Annotated in this window: 23 protein-coding genes; 17 read left to right on the top strand and 6 right to left on the bottom strand. The window is 64.2% G+C overall.

The features are described 5' to 3' along the window. From ACN9MV_RS20035 to ACN9MV_RS20000, 8 genes are all read left to right on the top strand, one after another. On the top strand, positions 1-390 hold the full coding sequence (locus tag ACN9MV_RS20035; RefSeq protein ID WP_426389144.1) for a hypothetical protein: 390 nt from the start codon (positions 1-3) through the stop codon (positions 388-390). Between the two features lie 444 nt (positions 391-834). Beyond that, positions 835-1,164: a DUF705 domain-containing protein gene (locus ACN9MV_RS20030; protein WP_426389143.1), complete on the top strand. Its 330-nt coding sequence runs from the start codon at positions 835-837 to the stop codon at positions 1,162-1,164. A gap of 81 nt (positions 1,165-1,245) precedes the next feature. After that, entirely contained in the window at positions 1,246-1,779 is a 534-nt protein-coding gene (locus ACN9MV_RS20025; RefSeq protein ID WP_256329607.1) for a tetratricopeptide repeat protein, read from the top strand. A 136-nt stretch (positions 1,780-1,915) separates the two neighbouring features. After that, positions 1,916-2,383 (top strand): hypothetical protein, encoded by a 468-nt coding sequence (locus ACN9MV_RS20020; RefSeq protein ID WP_426389142.1) that lies wholly within the window; start codon positions 1,916-1,918, stop codon positions 2,381-2,383. 110 nt (positions 2,384-2,493) lie between these two features. Beyond that, entirely contained in the window at positions 2,494-2,829 is a 336-nt protein-coding gene (locus ACN9MV_RS20015) for a DUF6959 family protein (protein WP_426389141.1), read from the top strand. Positions 2,830-2,895: 66 nt separating this feature from the next. After that, on the top strand, positions 2,896-3,360 hold the full coding sequence (locus ACN9MV_RS20010) for a hypothetical protein (RefSeq protein ID WP_426389140.1): 465 nt from the start codon (positions 2,896-2,898) through the stop codon (positions 3,358-3,360). Between the two features lie 106 nt (positions 3,361-3,466). Beyond that, a complete protein-coding gene (locus ACN9MV_RS20005) occupies positions 3,467-4,627 on the top strand; it encodes an IS30 family transposase (RefSeq protein WP_354339586.1) in 1,161 nt (386 codons plus the stop codon). A gap of 813 nt (positions 4,628-5,440) precedes the next feature. Beyond that, entirely contained in the window at positions 5,441-5,797 is a 357-nt protein-coding gene (locus ACN9MV_RS20000; RefSeq protein WP_426389139.1) for a hypothetical protein, read from the top strand. Positions 5,798-5,812: 15 nt separating this feature from the next. On the opposite strand, the gene ACN9MV_RS19995 is transcribed toward ACN9MV_RS20000, so the two are convergent. Then, positions 5,813-7,234 carry an aldehyde dehydrogenase family protein gene (locus tag ACN9MV_RS19995; protein WP_426389138.1) on the bottom strand — a complete coding sequence of 474 codons (1,422 nt, stop codon included), beginning with the start codon at positions 7,232-7,234 and terminating at the stop codon, positions 5,813-5,815. Between the two features lie 122 nt (positions 7,235-7,356). Here ACN9MV_RS19995 and ACN9MV_RS19990 point away from each other — a divergent pair, with 122 nt between their 5' ends. From ACN9MV_RS19990 to ACN9MV_RS19980, 3 genes are read left to right on the top strand one after another with little or no spacing between them, the layout of a single operon-like run. Continuing rightward, entirely contained in the window at positions 7,357-8,262 is a 906-nt protein-coding gene (locus ACN9MV_RS19990; protein WP_426389137.1) for a LysR family transcriptional regulator, read from the top strand. Between the two features lie 60 nt (positions 8,263-8,322). Then, positions 8,323-8,595, top strand: a complete 273-nt coding sequence (locus tag ACN9MV_RS19985; RefSeq protein WP_256216607.1) for a helix-turn-helix domain-containing protein — start codon at positions 8,323-8,325, stop codon at positions 8,593-8,595. Then, on the top strand, positions 8,576-9,805 hold the full coding sequence (locus ACN9MV_RS19980; protein WP_256216609.1) for a type II toxin-antitoxin system HipA family toxin: 1,230 nt from the start codon (positions 8,576-8,578) through the stop codon (positions 9,803-9,805). Before ACN9MV_RS19985 ends, ACN9MV_RS19980 begins: the two co-directional genes overlap by 20 nt. A 28-nt stretch (positions 9,806-9,833) precedes the next feature. Here the strand turns inward: ACN9MV_RS19980 and ACN9MV_RS19975 are convergent, their stop codons facing one another. Both ACN9MV_RS19975 and ACN9MV_RS19970 read right to left on the bottom strand, forming a co-directional pair. Next, positions 9,834-10,247, bottom strand: coding sequence for a GFA family protein (locus ACN9MV_RS19975; RefSeq protein ID WP_093073234.1), 414 nt, complete (start codon positions 10,245-10,247; stop codon positions 9,834-9,836). A 118-nt stretch (positions 10,248-10,365) separates the two neighbouring features. Beyond that, positions 10,366-11,301: an AraC family transcriptional regulator gene (locus tag ACN9MV_RS19970; RefSeq protein ID WP_426389136.1), complete on the bottom strand. Its 936-nt coding sequence runs from the start codon at positions 11,299-11,301 to the stop codon at positions 10,366-10,368. Positions 11,302-11,464: 163 nt separating this feature from the next. On the opposite strand from ACN9MV_RS19970, the gene ACN9MV_RS19965 reads away from it, so the two are divergent. Next, the gene (locus ACN9MV_RS19965) at positions 11,465-12,766 is read left to right on the top strand and encodes a UDP-N-acetylglucosamine 1-carboxyvinyltransferase (RefSeq protein ID WP_093055537.1); all 1,302 of its coding nucleotides are present in this window, start codon (positions 11,465-11,467) and stop codon (positions 12,764-12,766) included. A gap of 31 nt (positions 12,767-12,797) precedes the next feature. Here ACN9MV_RS19965 and ACN9MV_RS19960 read toward each other — a convergent pair whose 3' ends face one another. After that, positions 12,798-13,832 carry a hypothetical protein gene (locus ACN9MV_RS19960; protein WP_426389135.1) on the bottom strand — a complete coding sequence of 345 codons (1,035 nt, stop codon included), beginning with the start codon at positions 13,830-13,832 and terminating at the stop codon, positions 12,798-12,800. 113 nt (positions 13,833-13,945) lie between these two features. On the opposite strand from ACN9MV_RS19960, the gene ACN9MV_RS19955 reads away from it, so the two are divergent. Together ACN9MV_RS19955 and ACN9MV_RS19950 are read left to right on the top strand one after the other, a co-directional pair. Continuing rightward, the gene (locus ACN9MV_RS19955) at positions 13,946-14,989 is read left to right on the top strand and encodes an NAD(P)H-dependent flavin oxidoreductase (RefSeq protein ID WP_426389133.1); all 1,044 of its coding nucleotides are present in this window, start codon (positions 13,946-13,948) and stop codon (positions 14,987-14,989) included. Positions 14,990-14,999: 10 nt separating this feature from the next. Next, positions 15,000-15,674: an alpha/beta hydrolase gene (locus tag ACN9MV_RS19950; RefSeq protein WP_426389132.1), complete on the top strand. Its 675-nt coding sequence runs from the start codon at positions 15,000-15,002 to the stop codon at positions 15,672-15,674. Here ACN9MV_RS19950 and ACN9MV_RS19945 read toward each other — a convergent pair. After that, the gene (locus tag ACN9MV_RS19945; protein WP_426389131.1) at positions 15,652-16,281 is read right to left on the bottom strand and encodes a TetR/AcrR family transcriptional regulator; all 630 of its coding nucleotides are present in this window, start codon (positions 16,279-16,281) and stop codon (positions 15,652-15,654) included. The genes ACN9MV_RS19950 and ACN9MV_RS19945 overlap by 23 nt on opposite strands. Before the next feature lie 49 nt (positions 16,282-16,330). Here ACN9MV_RS19945 and ACN9MV_RS19940 point away from each other — a divergent pair, with 49 nt between their 5' ends. From ACN9MV_RS19940 to ACN9MV_RS19930, 3 genes are all read left to right on the top strand, one after another. Then, positions 16,331-17,446, top strand: a complete 1,116-nt coding sequence (locus ACN9MV_RS19940; RefSeq protein WP_426389130.1) for a DUF2855 family protein — start codon at positions 16,331-16,333, stop codon at positions 17,444-17,446. A gap of 125 nt (positions 17,447-17,571) precedes the next feature. Next, the gene (locus tag ACN9MV_RS19935; RefSeq protein ID WP_426389128.1) at positions 17,572-18,489 is read left to right on the top strand and encodes a DUF3014 domain-containing protein; all 918 of its coding nucleotides are present in this window, start codon (positions 17,572-17,574) and stop codon (positions 18,487-18,489) included. Between the two features lie 134 nt (positions 18,490-18,623). Next, positions 18,624-18,878 (top strand): hypothetical protein, encoded by a 255-nt coding sequence (locus ACN9MV_RS19930; RefSeq protein WP_093055551.1) that lies wholly within the window; start codon positions 18,624-18,626, stop codon positions 18,876-18,878. Between the two features lie 38 nt (positions 18,879-18,916). On the opposite strand, the gene gcvP is transcribed toward ACN9MV_RS19930, so the two are convergent. Then, positions 18,917-21,826 (bottom strand): aminomethyl-transferring glycine dehydrogenase, encoded by a 2,910-nt coding sequence (gene gcvP, locus ACN9MV_RS19925; RefSeq protein ID WP_426389127.1) that lies wholly within the window; start codon positions 21,824-21,826, stop codon positions 18,917-18,919. Between the last annotated feature and the right edge of the window lie 4 nt (positions 21,827-21,830).

Genomic DNA, 21,830 nt, shown 5'->3' with positions numbered 1-21,830 from the left:
ATGGAATCCGAAGCTTTCACGCCCGAACAGTTTAAGAAGAGGCCTGCGGTGGCCCAAGTAGACGTCGATCTACGAAAGTGGCTTCGAGGCATTTCAGTTGAAAAACGGTTGGCGTTCATCCGTGCGCTCTGGCCGCTGAACTACACGTACAGCATGTCGCTGGCAAGATCGTCGCAACTTCCAAATAATCATGTTGAGGCGTTGCTTGTGGAATGGCTTCGCGCTGCGCAGAATAGCGCCGGCAATGGTCTGGTTGCCCTGGCGCCTCTCCTTGGTGAAGCCAGATTTTGGAAGATCGTAGATGCCTCGGACCTGACGGAGGAAATGCGAAACTTTTTTTATCTCTACCGTAAAAGTTATCGTCGATACAACGGCGCCACTGGCGCCTAGCGGCCACTTTCGGACCTTCCAATCTCCCGCCCACCGAACTAGAAACATAGCCGGCATGTCGATAGCGGAAATCCTTCAGTTCAGAATTCTCCCTTTCGGAAGTTTCTTGATTCCGGTCACTGGCGTTGCGCTTTGGTGCCTTCGAAAGCGCATGACGTGGCAGGCTATTTTCTTCGTCACCACTATGGGCATTGCTGGTGGCGCGACGTTGGTAGGGGCCCTACGGGCCCTTTTTCTTCTTCCATTGCGCTTTGGCTGCCTGGACTGTGGGCTCCTAAGCGCATGGTGGTACTCGGACGCCATCACCTTTGTCCAGGGCTTCGGTGTTACTTCCGCCCTAGCCCTGTTGACGCATTGGCTCGCGCTCAGGTCACGACACTAGCCCCCGTTCGACCAAAGTCGGCCAACCCCAGTCATTCATCACAGACCCCGATCGCACAAGGCATGAGCACAAATCCATTTCGACAGCGGGTAATCTTCGTTGATGTTGACGACACACTGGTTCGGTCCGTCGGCACCAAGCGTATTCCCATGCCTGCGGTTATTGCGCACATCAGAAGGCTGTATGCGGACGGCGCGGCGCTGTATCTCTGGAGTTCGGGCGGCGGCGAGTATGCGCACAGCTCCGCGGTGGAGCTTGGCATCGACGATCTTTTCATCGGTTTTCTCCCCAAGCCTGACGTCTATGTCGATGACCAAGCAGTGGAAGACTGGCGGTTCTGCCAGCACGTTTTGCCTTCCAATGCTGGCAATCTCACACCGTTGAAGACATAGCGTGCGGATGCCAGACGGCGACAGTCGGCCACTAGGAGACGTTTGCCGGGGCGAGCCGATATTGAGTAAAAGGTCGCGCACATGCGACGATACGAGGAGGAGCGGATGGTTTTCGGCTGGTTTAGGAAAGACAAGAAGCCGGCGGCCAAGACAGCCGCACTCGCACATACAAGCACAGAGCTCTCTGACGAGACGCACGAAGAGGTAAAGCGGCTCTGCGCAGAAGGGGACCAGCAGGCGAGCAGCAAACAGTTTGCAGCCGCGCTGGTCCTGTATTGGCAGGCATTTGATTTGTTGCCTGAGCCCAAAACGGATTGGTCTGCCGGCACGTGGATTCTGGCGGCCATCGGCGACGCCAATTTCTTGGCCGGCGACTTCGAGGCTGGGCGCGACAATCTGTCCAGCGCAATGCACTACCCCGATGCGATTGGCAACCCATTCCTGCATCTCAGACTAGGGCAGTGTCAGTTCGAACTCGGCGCTCTCGAGCGAGCAGCCGACGAACTGTCACGGGCGTACATGGGGGCGGGGGCCGAGATATTCTCGAAGGACGACCCCAAGTACTTCGATTTCCTGAAGACTAGGCTTCAGCGTCCAGCATCTGGGCAATGGTGACCGTAGACGGCCATGACCAGACGTTCGCGGGAGCGGCCCAGTTCGGCCCACTGAGGACTCTCGCAGCGTAAACACAACAGGTTCCGGCGCGTCTGGCGTTGCAAGCAAGAAGCGCGTGCACACCAACCGGACCTGCATGAACAATCGGCAATCAACATTCTTAGATTCAAAGGGCTCAGTGGTGCCAACTATCCGCTTCTCAGCAATGGCCTCCGTATTCGACTTCCGCCGGTCTGACGAAGGCGAACTCGTTGAGGACCGAGGCGTTCTGCGAACGCTGCATGGACTCACCTATTCCGACGAATCTTTTTCTGACTATCTTCTGGACGGCAGCGAGACTCGAGAGCTGGCGGGCGTCGGCATCTCTGGAGGGGAACTGAAGTTTGAGTTCGACTCGCAGGTTGGGGGACTAGTGGCCCGCACGGAATATTCGGTTCCGCGCTTCCTGACCAAACCGGAGGTTGAAGTCTTGCAGAGGTACACGGTCGGCCAATGGAGCGATGGCATTGGTTCGAATTTCTTCCAGGAGCGGATGGCTGATGGTCTCGCACCGCAGGTTTTGATTTTCGAAGACCAGCCGGTTCGCGTCGACCAGCTCGGATAGCAGGCGGCCGGGTGCCAAGTCGCAAAACGGCCACAACCGGTCGCTCGCCGTGCTGGCACATTGCCGCCCAGGAGCGGACATTTGCTGCAACATAGATAAAGGAACTCCCGATGGTGAAGGTCGAACTTGCGGTTTACTCTGACGCTTCGAATCAAGCCGTTGTTCAAACGCCAGGTCGTAGGTTTCCCGGCTCTGTAATTCAAGGAGATTCACTGTCAATTCTTTGTGCGGACGCTCGGCAACTTTCTCAGTGGATTGGGGCGAATAGCGATGCGAACGACGATGTGCGTTGGCTGGCGCAAGGGCTGCAAGAGGCGTTGCTCTCCCGCTTGCTTCACTATCAGTCAACACTGAAGGAAAGCGGAATTGATTTGCCGTATATGAGAATCGCTGCGCCTTCTGATCTAGTTGTCCTGGTCGGACAGGAGGCTGCCAGCGATCAATGAAGCGGGCCGACAGTACGATGTTCGTGTACGGACAATTGCAAACCTCCGACTACCAGCGCAATTGCTATGCCTGGACCACTTTCTGCAGCACGCGAGCGCGAGTTTCAAGAACTCTATGCTTTCGTTGACTTCTACTCCACGCAGGTCACAAAACCTGTCGCAAATTCACCGAAGATGGCGGACGTTTACATCGACATCATCGAGAAGTATGGAAGGTCGAAAGCGCTTGAAGGCTTGCGCATGGCGACCAATGACATTCTCGAAGAACTAGGCCGCATTCCGTCGGAACAAGTCGAGTCTCTCGACGAAGCCTTTCGCGGGGTTGGGTTGGTCTCCTTGTCAGAGCTTCGGCGTAGGTACTCGTCTTCATTCAAACGAATCGTCAAGCGTGGCCACATCAAAGACGATACCGAGTACTACTTGTTGAATGGCGTAGTAGTTGACCAGAGCAACGACATCGATGCCACCGAGCGGGCTTTGCTTCAGCGGTTGCTGGATACCTACGAGCAGGCGGTCACTCCAAAGTCCTAGCGGTTGAACGTCGGCAAAAGAGGACGTCCACCGTCTGCTTCGGGCGGCGGATTCAACCGGTCGATGCAACACACTAACCACCGCATAGGCGGAAGGAGTGTTGCAGATGAAGCGGCGACCAAGAATCTACTATTCAGGCAGTCAGAAGGCACTGATGTGGGAGCGCTGGAAGCAAGGCTGGACGTTGCATGAGATCGGCAAACTCTTCGATCGGCCTCACACGTCGATCCATCGAATACTTGCGGAAACGGGCGGATTCCGGCCGCCTCAGCGATCGCGCGCATCGACTGCATTGACGTTGGCCGAGCGCGAGGAGATCTCGCGGGCGATGGTGGCAGGCGAGTCGATTCGATCCACTGCAGCGCGACTGGGGCGAGCACCATCGACGATCAGTCGAGAGATCAAGCGCAACGGTGGTAGCGATGGCTACCGTGCCAGCCTGGCCGATGAAGCGACTTGGGATCGAGCGCGACGTCCCAAGCGTTGCAAGCTGAGTGAGAACCGCACATTGGCTCGCATCGTGATGGACAAGCTGCGCGTGCTCTGGTCGCCGGAACAGATCGCAGGTTGGCTCCGGCATACTTATCCGTGCGACGAGAGCCACCACGTGTCACACGAGACCATCTACCGCAGTCTGTTCATTCAAGCGCGTGGCGCCTTGAAGAAAGAGTTGTTGGAGCACCTGCGGCGCACCCGTGGAATGCGCCGGTCACGCCACTACACGCAGAAGACGGCAATTCACGGGAAGATCGTCGATGCTGTTTCGATCAGTGAGCGGCCCGCCTGCGTTGAAGACCGAGCAGTGCCTGGTCACTGGGAGGGCGACCTGGTCTTTGGCAGTGGCAACAGCCAGATCGCGACATTGGTTGAACGTCAAACGCGATACGTGATGTTGGTGAAGCTGGATGGCAAGGACTCGCAGACGGTCGTCAATGCACTCATCAAGAACGCCCGCAAACTGCCGCAGGAGCTCTACAAGTCACTGACTTGGGATCGAGGCACGGAGATGCACGCGCACAAGAAATTCACGATGGCCACCGACATCCGGGTCTACTTCTGCGATCCGCAAAGCCCATGGCAACGCGGAAGCAACGAGAACACCAATGGCTTGCTTAGGCAGTACATGCCCAAGGGCGTGAGCCTCGCAGGCTTCTCACAGCGCCAGCTCAACGCGATCGCGAGACAATTGAACGAGAGGCCGCGCAAGACGCTCGGTTTCCAGACACCCGCTGAGATGTTCAGCGAATGTGTTGCATCGACCGGTTGAATCCGCCGCCCCGTGCTGACGTTCTCTCTTGCAGCAAGCAGACTTTCAGCTTCCACTAGGGGTCTGCTCTTCATCAACGCTCCATTCATTCGGGTTAGGCCAAGCCTCTTTCAGATCTCAGTCTCTAGGATTGCGTCATGACCAGTTCCCAGCGGTCTGCGAAAGCAAAGCTAAGTCAGAAGCTGCGCTCCGGCCTGATTGCGGTCGCCGTTTTCGTTGCCTTCGCCTTGGTGGGGCCGTTGTTTGGATTTGGCAGGAGTGCAAGTTCCAGTGGCGCGATGGGCGGCGAGATTTGCCGAGCTACCTGCACGGCGCGAGGCTGGCGAGACGGCGCATTGGTTTCTCCAGAACACGCTGCGACGGGAGCTCAGAACGGCCCCAAGACTTGCCAATGCCGATGATGGCCCCGTACAACTGACCGCATAGGCTCGACCGCAGCCGGATACACCACCGTCGCGATCAGAGCTTGGTCTCAGTTAATGCGCAGCTCATCGATTCGCTTGGTGGCGTCAGCGCAATGACCTTGGCCACCCAAGCTTGACGGGCTCTATCAACACCGCTTACATTGCCCCCGCCTCGTGATGAGCGAGGCCGGGTTTGGAAGCCCGCTGACATCCTGCGACGAAAGCCGCAGCTACCGCACTTGGTCTGCGGCTTTTTCGTTTGCGCCTATTTTTTTAGGCGGCTCGAACGGGAGGGCTCGCGCCCTGCCGGTTTCCGCAAGGATGTCCCGGTCTTCCAACCCGTTCGAGCTGCCGCCCTCGTTTGGAAGCGATGGCGTCGGTTTCTGCAAATCGACATCCTTGGAGGCCCATGGCCAATGCTTCTTCAAACGACGCAAGCACGAACGCCCGTTGTGCTTGCGCGTCTTATCGTCCCACCGCCCAGTTCAAACCCTTCGAATGGGTCCAGGGCGACCGGCTCAACGATTCTTCCCAGCAAAGCCAGGCCGCATTCCTGAACGACGCCCGCGACGTAGTGCAGGGCGCGCAAACGCTGGTTCAGCTCCTCGCCTGGGACGAAGACCGGCGCGATGCCGCTTCGTCCGATGCAGACCCCGCGCCGCTCTTCGACGCATGCCAGCGCGGCTCGCTGCAGCGGCTTCTCTCGGCAACGCTGGGCCTGCTTCACGCCCGTATCGAAGTCCAGTGCGAGGCACTGACGGGGTAGGGAAGGCCTTCGAGTTCAGGCCGCCCGTATCACCGACTTGGGCTCCAGATACGCCTCCAGCCCGAAGGTGCCGAATTCGCGGCCGATGCCCGATTGCTTGAAGCCGCCGAAGGGCGCCAGGGGCTCGTGGTGCAGGCCGTTGATCAGCACCCGGCCCGCCTGCAGGCGGGAGCCCACGGCAAGGGCGTGTTCGTCGCTGCCCGACAGCACCACCGCCTGCAGGCCGTAGACCGTGTCGTTGGCGATTGCGATGGCGTCTTCCTCGTCGCGGTAGGTAATGAGGCAGAGCACGGGCCCGAAGATTTCTTCACGCGCGATGACCATGTCGTTGCGTACTCCGGCGAACAGGGTGGGGCGCACGTAGAAGCCGGCGTCGAGGCCTGCCGGGCGGCCCTCGCCGCCGGTGACGAGCCGCGCGCCCTCGTCGATTCCCTTGCGGATGTAGCCCTGCACCCGCTCCCACTGCTTGCGGCTGACCATGGGGCCGATCTCGGTCGCGGCATCGCGCGGGTCGCCGACCTTCGCGGCCTCGACCGCCGCCCGGGCCAGCGCGATGGCCTCGTCCAGCCGGTGTTCGGGCACCAGGATGCGGGTGCCGGCCAGGCAGGCCTGGCCGCTGTTCTGGAAGCCGGCCGTCACCGCCAGGGGAATGGCGGTGGCGAAGTCGGCGTCGTCCAGCACCACGGTGGGCGACTTGCCGCCCAGCTCCAGCGTCACGCGCTTCAGGGTGTCGGCCCCGGCGCGCTGGATGGCCTTGCCCACGGCGGTGCTGCCGGTGAAAGAAATCTTGGCGATGTCGTGGTGACTGCTCAGCTCCGCGCCCACCACGTCGCCCCGGCCGTTGACGATGTTGAAGAGCCCCGGCGGCAGGCCCGCGGCGTGCAGTGCCTCGGTGACCACCTGGGTCTGGATGGCGCTCATCTCGCTGGGCTTGATGACCACGGTGCAGCCGGCGGCCAGCGCGGTCGCCAGCTTGTTGCAGATGAAGCCGGCGTTGGAATTCCAGGGCGTGATGAGGCCGGCCACGCCGACCGGCTCCATCACGACCTGCGCGCTGCCGATCTGGCGGCTGAGGGGGTATTGCTCCAGCGTCTTCGCCGCGAGCAGGAAGGCCTCTGCCGCATACCGTGCAACCCAGCTAGCGCGGGACACGGGGCCGCCGTACTCCTCGGTGGTGGCGGCATTGATGTCGTCGGCGCGGGCCAGCACCGCGGCATGCAGGCGGTGCAGCAGCGCGATGCGCTCGGACTTGGTGCTGCGTGCATGGGCGGGCCAGGCGCGCTTGGCGGCGGCAATCGCTCGCAGCGTGTCTTCGCGGTCACCCAGGGTGACGTGGCCGATGACGGCCTCGGTGGAGGGGTTGATGAGCTCGGCCTGTTCGCGCCCGTGGGGGGTGACGAAGGCGCCGTCGATGTAGATCTGGTCGATGTTGCGCATGGCGGTGTTCCTGTTGATTCACCGGAGAAAAATCCGGCCTGAACCAAATCTAGGGCTCTGGCATTGACTTGAGAAGCCGGTCAAATCACCATGAGTCATTCAGGTAATCAGGACAATCGACCATGCACAGCAGCGGACTAGTAGAGCTGGAGGCGGTGCTGGCGGTGGCCCGGCACGGCGGTTTCAGGGCGGCGGCGGTCGACATGGGCATGTCGCGCTCGGCCCTCAGCGCCACGGTGGCAGGGCTGGAGGCGCGGCTGGGCGTGCGCCTGTTCAACCGCACCACGCGCAGCGTGTCTACCACCGAGGCGGGCGAGCAGTTCATCGCGCGCATCGCACCGGCGCTGGCCGACATCCGCGGCGCCATGGAGGCGACCAACGAGCTGCGCGACACGCCCACCGGCACCCTGCGGCTCAACAGTTCGGTCGGCGCGGCGCAGATGATCTTCGCGCCGGTGGTGCTGGAGTACCTGCGCCGCTACCCCGACATGAAGGTAGACATCGTGACCGAGCGCCGGATGATCGACATCGTGGCCGAGGGCTTCGACGCCGGCATCCGCCTGGCCGAGGCCGTACCGCGCGACATGGTGGCCGTGCCCATGAGCGGCGAGCAGCGCATGGTGGTGGTCGCATCGCCGCAATATCTGCAGAAGCACCCTGCGCCCCAGGTGCCCGACGACCTGATGGCGCACCGCTGCGTGCGCTGGCGCTTTTCGAGCGGCATCGTTTACCGCTGGGAGTTCGCGCGCCACGGCGAGGCGATGACGCTCGACGTGCCCGGCCCCATCACGCTCGACGAGCCCCTGCTGATGCTGGAGGCGGCGCGCGCAGGCGTGGGCATTGCCTACATGGGAATGTTCCACGTCGCAGAAGACCTGGCCAGCGGCCGGCTGGTGCCGCTGCTGGAAGAGTGGTCGCCAAGCTACCCGGGCATCTGCCTGTATTACCCGAGCCGGCGCAACGTGCCGGCGGGGCTGAGAGCCTTCATCGACCTGGTGCGCGAGGTGATCGAGTTGCCGGGCCGGTAGCGGAGCTAGGAATGTCCTGTTTAATGGACATTAAGCCTATATACATTAATAATGTGTCGTATGAAGGACAAAATAAGACTGCCCATCGAACTGGGCCAGGCAATCCAACGTGCGCGAAAAGATGGCCGCCTGAAGGCGACCGACATCGCCGCGCGCTCGGGCCGCGCGCGCAATGTTCTCTATCGACTGGAGCGGGGGGAAGACATCACGCTTGCCTCGCTTTTTGACATCCTGCGTGCCATGGATCTCACGATCAGCCTGGAGCGCCTGGGCATGCCGACGCTGGAAGAAGTTACGGAACGCTTTGGACAGGATGACGACGATGCTTCCTGAAAAGATCAGGCAGCTCGACGTTGGGATCGCCGGCGAGCCGGCCGGCCAGTTGCTCAAACACTCGGTCTACGAGTTCCGGTATCTCGACGGCCGTGTGGAGCAGCCCGCCGTCGCGTTGCTCATGCCGCCGACCCGGCCGACTTACCAGGACGGCGACCTCTTCGCTGTGATGGATCAGAACCTGCCCGAGGGTGACCTGTACCTGCGTCTGCGAGCGATGTTTCCCAAGCAACAGCTCACTCAGATGCACATGCTCGCGGTGGTGGGATCCAACGGTATCGGTCGGTTGGGCTTTCGGTTGCCGGGGGCGCAGCCGCTTGCGATGCCTCGGGTCATCGACCGCAAGACCTTGCTCGGAACCCGCTACACGCCAGAGGTGTTCGACGAACTGGTGCGCGCATACCTGAGCACGGGCGCCGGCATTGCCGGCATGCAGCCGAAGATCATGGTGCCGGATCGGGTCAGCGTTCCAGTGCCCACGATCATCGTGAAGGCTGCGGCACCGTCCTACCCGGGCCTGTCGGCCAACGAGTTCATGTGCCTGACGGCTGCTGGCCACGCAGGCATCGAGACACCCACGTTCGACCTCTCGGACGACGGGCATCTGCTGCTGGTCGACCGATTCGACATCGCGTCGGATGGGTCCCGGATCGGTTTCGAGGACATTGCGGCGCTGATGAATCTTCGGGTGCGCGACATCCAATCCGACCGCAAGTACCACGGAAGCTACCAGCGCATCGCCGAACTGATGCAGTACCTTCAACTGCCCAGCGAGAACCTCGAGCGGTTTTTCGAGCAAGTGGCGTTCAGCATCATGGTGCGCAACGGCGATGGCCACCTCAAGAACTACGGCTTGCTCTATACCTCGACCGCTGACTGCCGCCTTGCGCCGATGTTCGATGTGGTGACAACCGCGCTCTATCGGTACACGCGCTATGAAGGCGGCCCCGAGCTCGAGGACCGCACACTGGCGCTCAAGCTCTTCGCCGGCAAGGGCCACACGAAGGCCTACCCGACGACCGAGGAACTGCTGCTGTTCGGCCGCAAGGTCTGCGGGGTCGCAAAGCCAGAACTCGTTCTCGCGCGAATCGCGCAGGGGATGCAGAAGACGCTGGGCCTGATGGCCAGTGACCAGCGAATCCCGAAGAGCCTGTTGGAGAGCATGCGAGACATCTGGACCGATGGGATGGGCTATGCCAAGGTGCCGTAGATCTCAGTTGAGCCAACGGGCAGGGCCATCACATCGGCGGCATCTTGTCGAACTTGGGCAGTGCCGGGTCGAGAAAGTCCCAGCCGTGCCCACGCACGGTGTACGTGACCGCCTGCGGCTTGTACCGGCCGGGGTCGTCGAGGCTCGCGGCGTGCACGGTGAAGACGTCGGGCATCGCCGCAAAGGTCAGGTACACGGGCGAGCCGCAGTTCGGGCAGAAACCCCGGGTCTTGACGTTGCCGCTGTCGCCGACCATGTCCCACAGGGTGGCATTGCCGCTGTGCTTTACGCCGGCGCGTGGAAAGGTGAGGTACGAGCCGTGGCCGGTGCCGCTCTTGCGTTGGCAGTCGCGGCACTGGCAGTCGTTCTGGAAGATGGGCTCGGCCGAAATCTCGTAGCGGATTGCGCCGCACGCGCAGCCGCCGGTGTAGGCGTGGCTCATTTGTCTTGTCCTTTCGAGGTTGTTTTCCAGCGGGGCTGGCTGGGTGCAACCAATTTAGGCGAGCGAGGGCGCGGCGGGGGAGTAACAAGTTCGTCGTGAGTGGGCACCGCCCGGGAACTCAGGCTTCCACGGGCACGTAGAAGTCGATCACGGCCCCTGGCTGGTCGGGCGCGAAATGACCGTCGTACATCTCGAAGTCGGGGCTGTCGACGACCCGCAAGCCGGAGGCGGGAATCAACTCGCCCCAGATGGTCGCCATGGCGCTCTTGACTTGCGGGTGCAGCGCGGACCCGTTCAGGGCGATGCGAAAAACGACGTAGGTTGCCGCCGGAATCTCCTTCACTTCGAAGCCCTTGGGGAGGTCGCCGTCGGTTTCCACGCCCACGCCTGCCATGTACATGAAGCTCCCGGCCTCCTGGTCCACGCTCCAGACCACGCCGTACGTCGCCCAGCTCGGGGTCTGGCCCTTCAGCGGCAAGGCACCGACAAGCGCAGACCACAGTTGGGGAATGTCGGACTTCGTCGCGTCGTCGAAGCGCCGGGATGGGCCCGCGACGCGGAACGCCTCGAGCCTGGTCAATTCGGGCAATCGGGCCACTGCCGTGGGGGTGCTGCTGGGGGAGTTCATTGGAAACTGTCCTTCGATGGGGGTAGGAGAGAAGCCGGTACGAAAGCGGCCGGGTGACGCGCCGAAGAGGCGCTTGAATGCGCGCGTGAAAGCCTCCTGCGATTCGAAGCCGCAATCCAGGGCCAGATCGATGAGCTTCACGTCGGGCTCGCTGCAGAGCCTGCGGGCGCTGCGCACGAGTCGACGCCCGCGCACATGCGCCATGACACTGCGGCCCATGCGGGCGGTGAACATCCGGGAGAAGTGGTACGCCGAAAAGCCCGCGCGTTGCGCGATCAGTTCGAGCGTGAGGTGGTCGTCGAGCCGCTCCTCGATCCAGGCCATGAGGGGGACGAATATGTCGGGCTCGCGGGGCATCGGGTTGTCCATGCGGCGATCATGAAGTACCGCAAACCGGCTGTCCTGACCGAACTTGCTGGCGCGCATTAATGCGAAAGAATTGCCAACTCAGTGGCTTCTGCTTTGAAGTTCTTACAACTTCGGCCCCGTACATGCGGGTTTCAGACGGTAAAGTGCCCGTCTCCGGTTTCGGACTGTTTCCGACCCTTTTCCCGCCGCCTCCCGCTCCCCCCGTTTCTGTTTCTTCTTCATGTCCAACCTCATCGTGCACGGCGGTACGCCGCTGCGTGGCCGCATTACCCCCTCCGCCAACAAGAACGCCGTGCTTCCGGTGCTCTGTGCCACTTTGCTCACCTGGGAGCCGCTGCGCCTGCATGGCGTGCCCGACATCACCGACGTGCGCAAGATCCTCGACATCTTCCGCACCCTCGGTAGCGACGTGCACATGGACCACGAGACCGGCACGCTCGAGCTGCATCACCGCGAGACCACTTTCGACGCATCGCTGCACCGGCTGCCCGAAGAGATGCGCTCATCGATCATGCTGGTGCCGCCGCTGCTGGCGCGCTTCGGCGTTGCGCGGCTTGAAGACAACGTGAAGGGCTGCACGCTGGGCGTGCGCGAGATCGATCCGCACGTGGAGGTATTCCAGCGCTTCGGCGGCGAGGTCGAGCGCACCGAGGGCTCGCTGCTGGTGCGCAGCAAAGGCCGGCTTACGCCGACCGATCACTGGCTCGACTACGCCTCGGTCACGACCACCGAGAACTTCGTGCTGTGCGCAGCCGCCGCGGGCGGCACCTCGACGCTGACCAATGCAGCGTCGGAGCCGCACGTGCAGGAGTTCTGCCGCTTCATGGCCATGATTGGCGTGCGCATCGAGGGTATGGGCACCTCACGGCTCACGGTGCATGGCAACGGCGCGCTCAAGGGCGGCGAGTTTCGCTTCGACGAAGATTTCCACGAGATCACGACCTTCCTGGCGTTGGGCGCCATCACCGGCGGCGACGTGGTCGTGCGCAACAGCGCTCCCGAAAACTTTCCGCTGCTCGACCGCACCTTCGCCAAGTTCGGCGTGCAGATCGAGCATGCGGACGGCTGGTCGCGTGCCATCCGCACTGGTCCGCTGAAGGTGCAGACACCTTTCACGAGCAACGTGCTTACCAAGGTCGAGGCGGCGCCGTGGCCGTACTTTCCGGTGGACCTGCTGCCGATCTTCATCGCGCTGGGTGTGCGTGCCCAGGGCAATGCGATGTTCTGGAACAAGGTGTACGACGGGGCGCTGGGCTGGACGGGCGAGCTCTCGAAGTTCGGGGCGCACGTGTTCTCGTCTGACCCGCACCGGCTCATTACCTTCGGCGGCAATCCACTGACGCCCGCGGTGGTCGAGAGCCCCTACATCATTCGCGTGGCGATCGCGCTGTTCATGGTGGCGGCGAGCATCGAGGGCAAGTCGGAGATCCGCAACGCCGCGCCTATCCGACGGGCGCACCCGCGCTTCGTGGAGAACCTGCGCAGCCTGGGCGTGCAGGTTGAGTGGACGAGCGAGGAATAACCAGCGGGGTTGGTGCCGCAGCGCCCGCCCGTCAGAACGACGGAACGGGGTTGCGCCCTTCGGTCAGCACATAGGTGCCGTTGCGCCAGGCATAGACCAGCGTGCTGTCGATGGTGAGCACGCGGCGGTTTTTGGTGCCGCTCGTCCGTTCGCCCTTGAACGCGATGCGCATTTCGCCCGGCGCTTCGTCGGTGCCCAGCGTAAAGCTCGGCGTGCCGCTGACGTCGAAGCACGCGCCGCGTGGCGGCTCTTCCGACTTGCCGGGCCTGGGCGCTTTCTCGCAGGACTCGTCGGCGCCTTCATTGGTGGCCGACAGCGCAATGCCCCTTGCCAGCACGCGCACCTTGCCCGCTTCGAGCCCATACACCGACAGCCACTGCCCACAGTAGCCCTGCCAGCAACTGCCGTGGGCAATGGTCAGCGCAAAGCGCTGGGGTGCGATGCGCTCGACCTTGGTGGTGCCCAGGTTGCCCATGAAGCCGAGGTAGTCGACAGCGTCGCTGCGGCTCGCGAGCTTCCAGCCCTCGGCGCTCTGCTCGAAGAAGTAGGCGCCGAGCCATGCGCCGTTCACGTGGCCGTTCATCGGCTCGCCCCGGTCGTCGAGCGGCACAGTTTCGGTCAGCATGACGGCGTGCGTATCGTCCAGCCGCACCACTTCGCGCGGCGACACCTGAGCCTGTTGATCGGCCTCGCTGCCGGGCACTGTCTTGCCCTCGTTGGCCCTCTCGGGCAGCGAGACGGTGTCGGGCTGTCGGGGCGAGGCGCCCGGGCCCTGGGAGTCGGGGAACACCAGCGCCATGAGTTCGGCTCGCTTGAGCGTGGCCGATGCGGTGGGGCGAGGCACTGGTGGTGCAGGTGATGCTGGCGGTGTCGCGGGGGCAACGGCCTCGGCGGTTGCCACGGCCACTGCGGCTTCGTCCGGCTGCGCGTCGGCGGTGGTAGCGGGGGCTTCTTCTTTCTGCGGGCAGCCGCCGAGCATGACGAGGCTGGCGGTAGCAATGGCAGCAGCAATGCTGCGCTGCAGCGGCCGGGAGTGAGCGGGCCGCGTCGGGTTCAGGATGGGCATGCGCGCGATTGTGCCGAAGCCATTTGGCGATGATGACCCCGCCGCCGCCGCAACCTCCGGCTTGGCGGGAGAATGGCCGGCACCCGGCGACACACGAACAAGGAGCGCTCCAAATGACCACGCTGCAACAACTCATCGGAACAGACCTTCCGCTCATTCAGGCCCCGATGGCCGGCGTGCAGGGCAGCGCGCTGGCCATTGCCGTCAGCAATGCCGGTGGCCTGGGCTCGCTGCCAGGTGCCATGCTGAGCCCCGACGTCATGCGCAGCGAGCTCGCTGCCATTCGCGCGGGCACCGGCAAGCCCTACAACGTCAATTTCTTCTGCCACACCCCGCCGGTGCCGAGCGCCGAGCGTGAAGCGACCTGGCGTGCCGCGCTGGCACCGTATTACGCGGAGTTCGGCATCGACGCGTCGAACATTCCCACCGGCCCGGGGCGCAACCCTTTCAGCACGGAAGTGGCCGATTTGCTGGCCGAATTCCGCCCGCCGGTGGTGAGCTTTCATTTCGGGCTGCCGTCAGAAGCGCTGATGGCGCAGGTGCACGGTTGGGGCGCGAAGGTGCTGGCTTCGGCCACCACGGTCGAAGAGGCGCAGTGGCTCGAAGCGCGCGGCGTGGATGCGGTCATTGCGCAGGGGCTGGAAGCCGGCGGGCATCGCGGGCATTTCCTGTCGCACGACCTGACGCGGCAGCTCGGCACTTTCGCGCTGCTGCCGCAGCTGGTGCACGCCGTGAAGGTGCCGGTGATCGCGGCCGGCGGCATTGCCGATGCAGCCGGCGTGGCCGCGGCCATGGCGATGGGCGCGGCGGGCGTGCAGATTGGCACGGCCTACTTGCTGACGCCCGAGGCGACCACCAGCGCGCTCCATCGCGAGGCGCTCAAGAGCAGGGCCGTGCGACATACGGCACTGACCAATCTCTTTACCGGCCGGCCGGCGCGCGGCATCGTGAACCGCGTGATGCGCGAGCTGGGGCCCATCGGCGCAGCCGCGCCGGAGTTTCCGCTGGCCACATCGGGCATCGCACCCTTGCGTGCCAAGGCCGAGGCGCAGGGCAACGGCGACTTCTCTCCGCTGTGGTCGGGGCAGAACGCCACCGGCTGCCGCGAGCTGCCTGCGGCCGAGGTCACGCGCGAGCTGGCACAAGGATTTCATTGAGCTTCGAACCATGACCCAACTGCATCTGCCCCTGAAGTTTCTCGCGCATGGCGCGCAACCCGATGTTCGCGAACCCTGGCTGCTGGTGCTGATGCACGGCGTGGGCAGCAACGAGCAAGACCTGTTCGGCCTGGCGCGCATGATGCCGCCGCAGTTCAACGTGCTGAGCCTGCGCGCGCCCTATGTGCTGTCGCCCGACGCCTATGCGTGGTTCGAGTTCCAGGTGCTGCCCGATGGTGAACGCCGGATCGACGAAGAGCAGGAGCGCGAAAGCCGCTTCCTGGTCGGCGAGATGATTGCCTCGGCTGGCAAGCAACTCGGCGTGCCGCCAGAACGCGTGGTGGTCGGCGGCTTCAGCCAGGGCGGCATCATGGCGCTGTCGCTGCTGCTGACAAAGCCCGAGAGCGTGCGCGCCGCGATGGTGTGGCACAGCCGGCTGCTGTCGCAGGTGCTGCCGCACGTCGCGGCGCCGGAGGCCTTCGAGGGCAAGGCGTTGTGGGTAAGCCATGGCAGCGCCGACAACGTGATTCCGCCGAGCGCCGCGCAGGCTACGCGCGAGTTCGCGCGCACGCTGCCGTTGGCACTGTCGGGCGCGGACTTTCCGGGTGCGCATGAGATCCGTCCGGCCGAGTTGCAGGCCACGCTGGCGTGGCTGCAATCGCTCAGCGCGTCAACGAACGCGTAGACAGGCGCGCCATGACCATCGCTTCCATCTCGGCCACCCACTCGTCGTTGCCCGCTTCGGGCTGCACCAGCAGGCGATAGCGTCGGCCGCCCCATGCGGCGGTCAGCTGCGCATGGATCGTGGCGGGCGAGGGCTGCGGCTGCAGGTCTGTGCAGGCGGCAAAAGCCTTGAGCCATCTGTCAGCCAGTTCGTCGTACACGCGGCGGTGATGCTTGGGCTCCGCCACGCGGTGTTCGAGCATCAGCATCTCGTGGTCGAAAGCCGGCAGCCCTTCGAGCCGAGTGTCGCAGGTGATGCGCACGAGGCGCTGCACGCGCGTTGGCCAGTCGATATCCGAAGGCGCGATCACTTCCGCATCGAGCCGCGCGAGTAGCGCCTCGATGCAGTGGCGCACATAGCCCGAGAGCAGGGCTTCCTTGTCGGGGAAGTAGTCGTAGAGCGTGCCGACCGCGATGCCGGTTTCCAGCGCCACTGCGCGCGTGGTCACGCCCTCCCAGCCGTGCGCGGACCAAATCCGAACAAAGGCGTCGTAGATCGCCTGCACGGTGAATTTGCTGCGTGCCTGCGTGGGGCGTTTCAGGGGCTTGGAGCGGGGTGCGTCCGGCATCGACGGTTTTCCGAACCCGCCGGGAGACGGGCCGCCATACAGTTTGCGAATGAACAACGCATTCACTTTAACCCGCCTCGAAACGCGCAAGAACGCCCTCGGCACCACCCGTGTCGTGACCGCGCAAGACACAGGCGAGCTGCCGCCCGGCGAGGTGCTGCTGAAGATCGGCCGCTTCTCGTTGACCACCAACAACATCACCTACGCGGCCTTCGGCGACGCAGTCATGAAGTATTGGCAGTTCTTTCCGACTGGTGATGCCGACTGGGGTCACATGCCGGCCTGGGGCTTTGCCGATGTGGTCGCCTCGAGTGTGGAGGGCGTGGCGGTGGGCGAGCGCTTCTACGGCTACTTCCCCATAGCGAGCCACCTGCGCATGCAGCCGGTGCGCGTAACGCCGCGCGGCTTCTACGACGGCGCGCCGCACCGCAGCGAGCTGGTGTCGGCCTACAACCAGTACATGCGCTGCAGCAACGACGCAGGCTACGTCGCCGCGCTGGAGGACTACCAGATGCTGGTGCGCCCGCTGTTCATCACCTCGTTCATGCTGGCCGACTTCCTGGAAGACAACGCCTTCTTCGGCGCGAAGCAGGTCGTGGTGTCGAGTGCGTCGAGCAAGACCGCATTCGGCACGGCCTTTTGCCTGCGACAGCGCGAAGGGCTGGCGCTGATTGCGGCCACGTCCAACGCCAATCGCGCTTTCGTGGAGAGCCTGGGTTGCTACGACCGCACGCTGAGCTATGAAGAAGTGACGGCGCTGCCGGCCGATGTGCCCACGCTGTACGTCGACTTCTCGGGCAACGACGACCTGCGCGCGACCATTCACCACCATTTCGGCGAAGCGCTGGTGTACGACTGCTATGCGGGCTCCGCGCAGAAGACAGAATTTCTCGGTGACACAACCTCGCTGCCCGGCCCGACGCCCAAGCTCTACTTCGCCCCCGTGCAGATCCGCAAGCGCAATGCCGACTGGGGCCCGCAGGAGGTCAACCGGCGCTTCAACGAGGCGCAAGGCAGCTTCATCGCCGAGCTGAGCAGGCCCGGCAATCGATGGATGACGCTGGCACAAGGCGAGGGCTTCGCGCATGCGCAAGCCGTGATCGCCGACCTGCACGCGGGCAGGGTCGATCCGCGGCAGGCGCATGTGGTGCGGCTCGCGGGCTGAGCGTGTGAACTTCCGCGCGGCGGGCGCGTCACAGGGCGTTACGACGACGAGGCTGGTGCACAGCCCGAATTGGTGCACCATAGCCGTTCGCTTCCCCGACATTCCCGCACAAGGAAACCCACCTCATGCCCGAGCCCGACAGCGACACGCGCGACGCCCCTGAGTTCAGACCCCGCCGCGAAATGCCCATAGGCGCCATCGTCGCCTTCGTGCTGGTGCTGTTCGGGACTGCCTACCTTGGCTGGCGCTGGTATCAGCAGCAGATGCTGGCAGAACCCGTGCCAGTGGCCGTGGCGCCCAATGACGCGCCCGCACCACCGCCACCACCGGCGCCGCCCTCGGCAGCGTCCGCCGAGCCGCAGAACCCCATGGATGCACTGGCCCCGCCCGATGCGGCATTGCCCAAGCTGCCTGATTCCGATGCGCGCGTGACGAAGGCGCTGATCGAACTGTTCGGCGGCAAGAACGTTGCAGCGTACATGCACCCCGACGGCATCGTGCGCCGCTTCGTCACCACCGTCGACAACCTCGCGCGCGAACAGGCTCCGCCCAGCGCATGGCCGGTGCTGCCCACGGGCCAGCGCTTCATCACCGACGGACAGCAGGGGCAGGTACAGACGATTGCCGCGAACAACGCCGCGCGCTACAACGCCATCGTGCTGCTGGCCGAGTCGGTCGACCCGGCCAAGGCGGCGGCCGTGTACGCAAAGCTCTATCCGCTGTTCCAGCAGGCGTACGAAGAGCTGGGCTATCCGGGCCGCTACTTCAACGACCGGCTCATTGCCGTGATCGACCATCTGCTGCAGGCGCCCGAGCCCAAGGGGCCGGTGGAGGTGCGGCTGGTCGAGGTGAAGGGTGACGTGCCCTCGACCCGGCCGTGGGTGCGCTATGAATACGCCGACCCCAAGCTGGAGTCGCTGTCTTCCGGCCAGAAGATCATGGTGCGCATGGGACCGGAGAACGAGCGCAAGGTGAAGACCAGCCTGCGCGGCCTGCGCCAGCAGATCGCCACGGGCGACGTGGCGAAGAAGAAGCAACCCTGACGCCGCACGGCGCCCGATCTACACGGGCGCCCGTGAGCATTCCTCCGGCGCGCTGTGTAGGCGCGGACCGATTGCGTGCCGCACGGATGTCGCTGAGGCTTTGTTCTCAAGATCAAAACCTCGAGGACACCCGTATGAACCTGATGAGCGTCGACCTCTACCAGAGTGCAACCGATTCGGAGAAATTCCTCGCGCTTCCAGCGGGCACCGATCCTGCCGAACTCATGGGTCCGATGACCTTCGACCAGGACTATGCGCAGGTCAAGCGATACCAGGAGGCATTCCAGTTCGATCCGTCCGAAGCCTATGCGGGCGTCAATGCCGCCAAGATCGCTGCAGACATCCTGACCGTGAAGTGGGCGACCTATCGTCGTGAATCCCCGCCATAGAAGGGCCGCTGGGTTGCCGCCCGCCTTCTCGGGTTTCGTCAGGCCTCTTCGGTTTCCTTGTAGTCGCCCACGGGCACGCAGCTGCAGAACAGGTTGCGGTCGCCGTACACGTTGTCGACGCGGCCGATGGGCGGCCAGTACTTCGCGTTCTTGAGTTCGGCCAGCGGAAACGCGCCGAGTTCGCGCGAGTACGGGTGGCTCCACTCGGTGCCGAGCAGGCTCGCAGCCGTGTGCGGCGCGTGCTTGAGCGGGTTGTCTTCCTTCGGCCACACGCCTTCTTCGATGCGGCGGATTTCGCCGCGGATGGCGATCATCGCGTCGATGAAGCGGTCGAGTTCGGCCAGCGGCTCGCTCTCGGTCGGCTCGACCATCAGCGTGCCGGGCACGGGGAAGCTCAGCGTAGGCGCGTGAAAGCCGTAGTCGATCAGGCGCTTGGCCACGTCTTCGGCGGTGACGCCGCTGGTGTCCTTCAGCGGGCGCAGGTCGAGGATGCACTCGTGCGCGACGTGCCCGTTGGGGCTCGCGTACAGCGTGGGGTAGTGGTCCTTCAGGCGCGCGCTGATGTAGTTGGCGCTGAGGATGGCCGTTTCGGTCGCAGCCTGCAGGCCCTTGGCGCCCATCATGCGGCAGTACATCCAGCTGATCGGCAGCACGGCCGCATTGCCCAGCGGTGCGGCCGACACGGCGCCCACGCCATTCGACGGCATGCCTGCGGTCACGTGGCCAGGCAGGTACGGCACGAGGTCTTCGACCACGCACACCGGGCCCACGCCGGGGCCGCCGCCGCCGTGCGGAATGCAGAAGGTCTTGTGCAGGTTCAGGTGGCTCACGTCGCCGCCGAACTCGCCCGGCGCGGCCACGCCGACCAGCGCGTTCATGTTGGCGCCGTCGACATACACGCGGCCGCCGTGTTCATGCACCAGCTCGCACAGTTCCTTCACGCGGGTTTCGAACACGCCGTGCGTGCTGGGGTAGGTGATCATCACTGCGGCCAGCTTGTCGCTGTGCTTTTCGCAGGCGCGCTTCAGGTCGTCCATGTCGACGTTGCCCTGCGCGTCGCAGGCCGTCACCACCACCTGCAGGCCCACCATCTGCGCGCTCGCGGGGTTGGTGCCGTGTGCGGAAGACGGAATCAGGCAGATGTTGCGGTGGCCCTGGCCCTTGGCTTCATGGAACGAGCGGATGGCCAGCAGGCCTGCGTACTCGCCTTGCGAGCCGGCGTTGGGCTGCAGGCTGATGCCCGCGTAGCCGGTGGCTTCGCACAGCCAGGCGCGCAGCTGGGCGTCGAGCTGGGCATAGCCCTGCTGTTGCTCGGCGGGCGCGAAGGGGTGGATGTTGGCGAACTCGGGCCAGGTGATGGGGATCATCTCGCTCGTTGCGTTGAGCTTCATCGTGCAACTGCCCAGCGGAATCATGCTGCGGTCGAGCGCCAGGTCTTTGTCCGACAGGCTGCGGATGTAGCGCAGCATCGCGGTTTCGCTCTTGTGGGTGTTGAACACCGGGTGCGTGAGAAAGGCGCTGCTGCGGCGCAGGTCTTCGGGGATCAGCGGCGTGGTGCTGCCCGACAGGTCATCGAAGCGCGGCGCCTGCGTGCCGGCGGGCGCGAACAGGCTCCACAGGGTTTCGACGTCGGCGCGCGTGCTGGTCTCGTCGAGCGAGATGCCCAGGTGCTGTTGCAGGCGCTGGCGCAGGTTGACGCCGGCCGCCTGCGCGCGCTCGATGATTGCCGGCGTGTCTTCGCCGGTGCGGATGGTCAGTGAGTCGAAAGCGGTGGTGTTGACCGGCTCGCGGCCCATCTGCGTGAGGCCCTTGGCGAGGATTGCCGTGAGCGCTGCCACTCGCTGCGCAATGCGCGTGAGGCCATCGGGCCCGTGGTAAACGGCGTACATGCTGGCCACCACGGCCGGCAGCACTTGCGCGGTGCAGATGTTCGACGTTGCCTTCTCGCGGCGGATGTGCTGCTCGCGCGTCTGCAGTGCGAGGCGGTATGCGGGCTGGCCGTGCGTGTCGACGCTCACGCCGACCAGGCGGCCCGGCAGCGAGCGCTTGAATTCGTCGCGGCAGGCCAGGTAGGCGGCGTGCGGGCCGCCGTTGCACAGCGGCATGCCGAAGCGCTGCGTGGTGCCGCAGACGATGTCGGCATCGAATTCGCCGGGTGCGACGAGCAGCGTGAGTGCCAGCAGGTCGGCCGCGACGATGAGGGCGGCGTCGCACTGATGCGCGTGGCCTGCGAGTGGTCGCAGGTCGTGCACGTGACCGGTGGTGGCGGGGTACTGTGCGAGCGCGGCGAAGAACTCGCCGCTCACCATCAGGTGGGGCAGCGTTTCCGACACGGTGCTCACCTTCACTTCGATGCCCAGCGGCGCGGCGCGCGTCCTGATGACTTCGATGGTCTGCGGATGGCAGTCGCCCGACACCAGGAACACGTTGCTCTTGCTCTTCACGCTGCGTTTGGCGAGCGTCATGGCTTCGGCCGCGGCCGTGGCCTCGTCGAGCATCGAGGCGTTGGCGATGGCCATGCCCGTGAGGTCGCACACCATGGTCTGGAAGTTGAGCAGGGCTTCCATGCGGCCCTGCGAGATTTCGGCCTGGTAGGGCGTGTAGGCGGTGTACCAGGCGGGGTTCTCGAGCACGTTGCGCAAGATGACGCCCGGCGTGTGCGTGCCGTAGTAGCCCTGGCCGATGAAGTTCTTGAACACCTTGTTCTTCGACGCCATCACCTTCAGCTCGGCCAGCGCATCGGCTTCGGTTGCCGGTGCGGGCAGGCGCATCGGCTTTGCGCGGCGGATGGCCGCGGGCACGATGCCGTCGATGAGCTCCGCGCGCGTTTCCGAGCCGATCACCGGCAGCATGCGCGCCTCGTCCGCCGCATCGATGCCGATGTGGCGGGCGAGGAATTCTTCGGCGTTCTCTAGTTCTTGCAAAGAGGGAAGGGCGGGCGTCGGCATGGCG

It is taken from the genome of Variovorax sp. R-27 (assembly GCF_049913215.1).
In the GTDB taxonomy this organism is placed as follows: domain Bacteria; phylum Pseudomonadota; class Gammaproteobacteria; order Burkholderiales; family Burkholderiaceae_C; genus Variovorax.
The sequence above is the reverse complement of the archived record's forward strand: the minus strand, read 5'-3'. Positions and strand labels throughout refer to the sequence as shown.